Below are 7,167 nucleotides of genomic sequence, written 5' to 3'. Positions count from 1 at the left end.
GTGGCAGAGAGATTAGAGCGGATTTTTCCATTTTCAGATGTATAACCAGCTCCAAGAGCAAATGCCGATTGTCCACGCCATAAACCGCTACCCAAACAGACACTCAAAGATCCTGGTTCGTCGAAGTAACGTAGATTGGACACTGCTAGACCAACAGCAGCTGCTTGTCTTGCTTCTTTGCGTACACTCTTAATGTCATAACTTAAAATATTAAACTTCATATCTGTATATTGGTGAGCCCGATCAACGGCATCATCAATAGCATCGATAACGATATTATTCACCCGTTGATCTGTGTAATGCTTTGATTGATCAAGAACGACCTTCATCTGCTGCTCAGTGTAATCATGTAGTTGACCACCATTAACAGCTTCTTTCGAACCTTGTTCAATACGACCATCCGCAACATTATTAATCATAACAGGTTCACTTTCATTCCCACCTTTTAGAGTGATCTTATTGGTCTTTTTACCATCAACATCTTTATCATAGTTAACTGCACCATCAGAAAGATTATTAACCGTATTCTCAATATTATCAACTCTGTCTTCAATGTTGAAAACTGTTTCACTAATATTCGTAACCGTAGTGGAAATATTGTCGACTCTGTTTTCAATATGTTTAATATCTTTTTCAACGCCAGTGATACGTTCGTTGGTCTCCCAAAGCTGTCCACCATTGACTGCATCTTTTGAACCTTCTGCAATTTTACCATCTGCTACATTGATAATCTTACTTGGTTGACCATCATGGCTAGCGTCATAAGCTTTTTTCTGCTCATTCCAATTTAAACCATTGGACGAGACATTGTTTTCAACATTTTGAATGCGGTCGTTTATCTTAGACATACTCTCACTTACGCCGTCAAAAGCACTGGCAACGTCATGATAATCCTTCTTTTCAGCAGAACTCCCGTTAGCCTTGAAATGTGTTATCTTGAAAGTAGGAGCGGTCCATTTTCCATTATTATAACCAGCGCCACCACCAAAATACGCAGCCAATTGGTTGCTCATCAAATAAAGCTGCGAACCATTTATAGCATCTGTTGAGTTAGCAGAAATATCTCCATTGGCAAGAAACTTAATTTTGCCATTGGTTCTTCCCTCTCCATACTGTGCTACAAATGCCTGCTCATCACCGCTCCACAACAAAGCGTCCCCTTTGACTTCTTGTGTAATATTCGTGATTTTTTCATTGACATCTTTTACCACATTCGTCAGATGCGTATTCACACTCTTCACATTCGCATCAAGACCACTCAAAGCTGAGCCAACGTCATGATAATTGGCTTTTGCCACCTGACCATCTTCAACAATAACAGATAAACTATAGTTTGGTCCTTTAAAGGCACCATTTTCGAACGAGGCACCACCACCAAAATAATTTGCTATATCTCCAGATATTTTATTAATTTGGTTCCCATTGATTGCATCATGCGATCCTTGCGCAATTATGCCATCTTTAACATTATGGAGAGCAACAGGGACTTGGTTATCCATCCCACCTAAAGTTACGCTACCATAATTAACGGTACCGTTTTCTTTATCATAAAGAACTGCAGCAGCACTTGTAAGATTAATATCATTAGAAATCTTCTCTATACTTTTATCAAGCTGGGCTTTGTTAACAGCTTCATTACCATTCACAGCTGCCTTCACACCAGAAATTGTCCTATCGTTGCCTGCATTATTTGCAATATTAATTATAGAACCTCCTGTTGCCTTACCTATGGTGATAGTACCTTCATTTTCCTCCTGCTTAACAAGGCTATTTTTTGCTGCATTAGTGATTTGATTTTGGATATTCGTGATAGAAGTATCAACAGCATTAAAAGTAGATTCAAAATCATTATGTAGCTTACCCTGAATAGTGTAAGTGGGAGCCTTACCGTTAGATATATCTGCACCACCACCAAAATATTGTGATGTATTTTGAGAAATTTTTTCTAGATCATTCGTAACAGTGTTAACATTCTGATTAGTAGCAAAGAGCTGCGAACCATTCACTGCATCGGTTGAATCTTCAGAAATGTCTCCATTGGCAAGAAACTTAATTTTGCTATTGTTTTTTTCCTCTCCATGCTGTGCCACAAATGCTTGCTCATCATTACTCCACAATAGAGAATCTTTAGAAACACCCTCAATTTTCTGAGTAAATTCATTGGCTACATGTGTTAAGCGGCTATTCACATTGTTGATATTGTCATCAAGCCCTGTCAAAGCGTCACCAACATTATTATGGTCTTTAGATACTGCTACGCCATCTTCAGAAATGCGCGATAAATGATAGAGCGGACCGAACAAAATACCGTCGCTAAATTCCGCATTCCCACCCAAAATGTTTGCTACATCTCCAGATATTTTTTCAATCTGCCTACCATTGATAGCATCATGCGAATCTTCAGCAATTTTCCCATCTTTAACATTATGGAGGGAAACTGGTGCTGTAGTCTTATCACCACCCAAAGTTATGCTATTATAATTAACGGTATCGTTTTCTTTATCATAGAGAACTGCAGCAGCACTTGTAAGATTAATATCATTAGAAATCTTCTCTATACTTTTATCAAGCTGGGCTTTGTTAACAGCTTCATCATTTCGCTCTGCAGCTTTTACACCAGAAATTGTACGAGCATCACCAGATTTGTTTGCAACATTAATTTCTGTCCCCCCCGTTATCACACCAATGGTAATAGTACCTGCATCTCCTTCCTGCTTAACAAGGCTATTCTTTGCTGCATTAGTGATTTGATTTTGGATATTCGTGATAGAAGTATCAACAGCATTAAAAGTAGATTCAAAATCATTATGTGGCTTACCCTGAATAGTGTAAGTGGGAGCCTTACCGTTAGATATATCTGCACCACCACCAAAATATTTAGATGTATTTTGAGAAATTTTTGCTAGATCATTCGTAACAGTGGTAACATTCTGATTAGTAGCAAAGAGCTGCGAACCATTTACTGCATCGGTTGAATCTTCAGCAATATCTCCATTGGCAAGAAATTTAATTTTGTTGTTTTCTTTGTTTTCTCCATACTGTGCCAAAAATGCCTGCTCATCATTACTCCACAATAGAGAATCTTTAGAAACACCCTCAATCTTCTGAGTGAACTCATTAGCTACATGTGTTAAGCGACCATTCACATTGTTTATATTCTCATCAAGCCCTGTCAAAGCTGTACCAACATTATTATGGTCCTTAGTTACTGCTGCACCATCTTCAGAAATGTGCGATAAATGATAGTGCGAACCAAACAAGATACCGTCGTGAAAGTCCGCATCACCACCAAAAATACCTGCTATATCTCCAGATATTTTTTCAATCTGGCTACCATTAATTGCATCATTCGACCCTTTTGCAATTGTACCAGCTTGTACATTATGGAGAGAAACTGGTGCCGTAGTCTTATCACCACCCAAAGTCACGCTATTATAATTAATGGTGCCATCTGCATTTTTATCATAAAGAACCGCAAAGTTATTTGCTTCTTTAATGACCTTAATACTGTCCGTGATATCTGCAATTTCACCATCAAGTTGTTTTTTATTAACGGCTTCATCATCCTTAACTGCTTCTTTCACACCGGAAATTGCACGAGCATCACCTGATTTGTTTGCAATATTAATCTCTGTGCCTTCTATTTCCTTACCTATGATGATACGATTTGTCTCTTCTTCTCGCTTAACAAGGCTATTGCTTTTTATAGTGTCAACAACATCTGCAATCTGACCATCGAGCTGTTGTTTATTAACAGCGTCGTTATTGTTTACAGCAGCCTTCACACCGGAAATTATCCTATCTTCACCAGATTTGTTTGCAACATTGATTTCAGAACCACCTGTTTCTATACCAATGGTGATACGACCTTCTTCTCCACCATCTTGCTTAACAAGACTATTTGCTGCTATTTGATTTTTTATCTCTTGTAGCTGCGCAAAATTCACTGCATCATAAGGTTCTTCCCCAGCTGCCACTCCTGTAATCTGCTTATTGCCAGCATCAATACCATCCACAGTTATTCTAGCCCCATCAGCAAATATAATGCCATCATCACTTATAGAGCTTCTCCCAGCGGTAACTCGTTCCACTGTAATATTGTTAGCTAGATCAAATTTTACATTATTGTCTTCCGCACCTTTTGTAATCTTAAGGTTATCACTTGCAGCCGGCAAATCTACCGTGCTCGTTATACCAATCGTTGTGGCATTTTTACCCCCAATAGATAGCTGCCAACCTTGGTCTACGTAAGTTTTTAACGCTTTTAGCTGTGCAACATTAACGGCATCGATAGAATAACTACCAGCAGCCACTCCTTCAAGCTGGCGTGTTACCTTATTTTTATAATCACCAATAGTTGCTGCATGCGCAGTACTTTTCCATATCTCACTGTTTTTATTTTTTTCGCTTAGCTCGATAGGACTGTAACCGCTAGCGCCAGCAAGCGATGTAGTCGAAGAACCGTCCCCAAGAACAACATTGCCATACGCCCGCGTTTCAGCCGCACGCGTTTCAGCATTCTTATCTATAACAATAGCTCCATTACCATCAACCCTCACCTTTGAGGAGTAATCATTCGCGAATGTATATTCCCCAATGCTATCTTGATTATCATATACGGAACCTATCGCAATACCGTCTAGCCCTGAAGCGCGAGCCATAGAGTTTATAGTAAAACTTTTCTCTTTTGCCGTATATTTCTCTGGATCTAAAACAACAGCTTTTTTAGCCCTCTTATCCCTTTTTGAATCAGAAACGAGCGTGCCATTCGCTGTGAAGATGTTTTGCGCATCTTCCCATGCAAATTTTCCGTCAGCTGTTAAAACATTTATTACAGAATTATAACCATCCATACCACTGTTATAATCATCATACGCAGAGATGATGCTTTGCGGATAAACTACGGCAGCATTCTTCACATTTTCGAGAGATGCTTTTGTTAAATCGAGATTTGCTGAAAAAACAGGAGCATCATTCGATAAAAATAAGGCAACCGCAGTTCCTAACGACGCTACTTTAAACAATGATGATCGACGATGTGAGCGAAAAAACTCAAATCACGCAGATTTTGTGTAGTGTATAATTTTTTCATAATACCCCTTCATAATAATAGATTAAAAACACAAAAAAGGTATGATATAGAGCCCTAAAGCTTTCTTATTTCCCTTGCATGTCCGCGCTCTTACAACGTGTGTTTTTAGGACATAAATAAAATTAAGACGTAAGCTGTCGTTTCTGCAACGCCTTTAGAGGTGTAATTAGAGGCAGGTTTGTGAAAGTCAATTTGAGGAAGGTAAAAAAATACTTAATATTAGAATAGATTTCGTTTTTCTATCAAAGGTTGCATGTCGTTTTTAGCTTTGATCTCTTTGAAAGAAATATAATTTTTGTACCTATTGATTATCCGCTTAGGCATCAGTTTATTTTTCGTGAATAAGATTTTTTTATTTCATTAGAGGATTTATGAAAGCTTTTTACTAAAATGCCCCATCTATATCCTTACTAATGGTAATGTGTCTCGTTGCTGTATCCTATTTTACAAAAATACTCACTGCTACTTGTTCTTTTATTCCCTTCAGTTGTGAAAAATTCACTGCATCAGTATTGCTAGTTCCTTCTGCAACATTTGTTACTTTTTTACTTGCCGCATTAATACTACCGGTGGTTATTTGCGGGACATCAGTAATTACTAAGCCTGTTGCATCTACTTTTGTTTTTTCTCCTAATGTTATGCTTTTCAATGCTATATCATTAGCCAAACTCAATATGAGCTTATTTTCATCGTTCTTATCTCTTTTAACCCTGAAGTTACTTACTCCAGATGAAAAATTTATTGTACTATCTAGCACCCATATCTTTAACTTCCTCACCAGCAATAAACAGTTTCCACCCTTTTTTCTTACAACTTCTTCTAAATCCTGCAACTGTCTAAGGTTCACTGCATCGGTAGGTTTGCTACCAGCTGCTACGCCTATAATTTGTTGCATTATATTCTTACTAGGAACACCAATACTTACTGCAACTTTCATACTTTTCCATTGAGATTCAGGGTTTTTAGCCGGTCCTTGCAGAAGAGACGTATACCCAAAAACGCCATCAGCCCTACCGGACACAGAGTTGTTCCCAATAGCCCCCCATCAACCGTCACTTTAGAATAAGAACCTAAAGCGATACTTCCAACCCCATTTGCTTTTGAATAGAAGCCCATAGAAATAGCTTCTTGAGCAAATGTATATGCACGGAGTAACCAAGTGAAATCGAACCATATTCTAAAACTTTAGAAACAGCTCCCACTACTGTTGAATAATCACTCTTCGAAAGAGTATAATCATTTTCCCCGTATTCGCTCTTCTTATTATATTCACTACCTATTGCGATACTGCTTTTCTCTAAAGCGTAAGCCATATTACCTACAGAAACGCTCCATTCTTTTTCCGTTTGCGCTCCACTACCCTAAAGCAATACTTGTGTTTGGAGTACGTTGCATATCTGTAGATCGTTGCATTATAAAGCATACGTTTAAAACTATACGAAAATAAAAGCTAAAACTGTCTCCTTTTAATAAAGGGTATATTCGTATTGACATTGCGTGAAGCATTTTAACAAATCAAAATAATAGCAATCAATTTTTTGAATCTTTACCACTAAGGTCTTTTATTCTCAACAAAGTTGTCAGAGGCTTTTTATATTCGGATTTTATATAATTACGGGAGTTTTATACATTTAGAATAGCTTTAGAGAGCTCTGGAAAAAGATAAAAAATTTGCCTTTTTCTTATTTAAGAAAAGGGCAAATCAATTTTATGGATTTAGTCGTTTATTAGTTGAGTATCACATTAACCCCTGCACTTATACCCCAGTGACCTCCAGAAGTGGTAATTGACAAGTTGGAACCAATATCACCGCTCTCTGAAGTATAACCTGCACCAACAGCAAAAGCAGATTGACTACGCCATAAACCACTACCAAATGCGATTGTTAATTTTCCAGGAATATCACTATAGCGTAAACCAGCTACCGCTAAACCAACAGCTGCTGCTTGTCTTGCTTCCTTGCGAACATCCTCAACAGCATAATTTAATGTCGAAAACTTCATATCCGTATACGAATTAGCCTCATTAACTCCATCTTTTACAATATGAGAAACTTTCTCATCCGTATACTTATT

The 7,167-nt window shown here is 37.9% G+C and carries 4 protein-coding genes; all 4 read right to left on the bottom strand.

Annotated elements, in window-relative coordinates:
• The coding region (locus ACFIK2_RS08300) for a Vomp family autotransporter (RefSeq protein ID WP_375677152.1) at nucleotides 1-5,024 on the bottom strand (5,024 nt) is incomplete at its 3' end.
• 507 nt (nucleotides 5,025-5,531) lie between these two features.
• Nucleotides 5,532-6,029 carry a hypothetical protein gene (locus ACFIK2_RS08295; RefSeq protein WP_375635019.1) on the bottom strand — a complete coding sequence of 166 codons (498 nt, stop codon included), beginning with the start codon at nucleotides 6,027-6,029 and terminating at the stop codon, nucleotides 5,532-5,534.
• Between the two features lie 133 nt (nucleotides 6,030-6,162).
• Nucleotides 6,163-6,405, bottom strand: a complete 243-nt coding sequence (locus tag ACFIK2_RS08290; RefSeq protein WP_375633132.1) for a hypothetical protein — start codon at nucleotides 6,403-6,405, stop codon at nucleotides 6,163-6,165.
• 414 nt (nucleotides 6,406-6,819) lie between these two features.
• Nucleotides 6,820-7,167 (bottom strand): YadA-like family protein (locus tag ACFIK2_RS08285; protein WP_375677151.1); only part of this gene is annotated, 348 nt, incomplete at its 5' end.

Source organism: Bartonella sp. AP88XZML (assembly GCF_042195565.1).
Taxonomy (GTDB): domain Bacteria; phylum Pseudomonadota; class Alphaproteobacteria; order Rhizobiales; family Rhizobiaceae; genus Bartonella.
The sequence above is the reverse complement of the archived record's forward strand: the minus strand, read 5'-3'. Positions and strand labels throughout refer to the sequence as shown.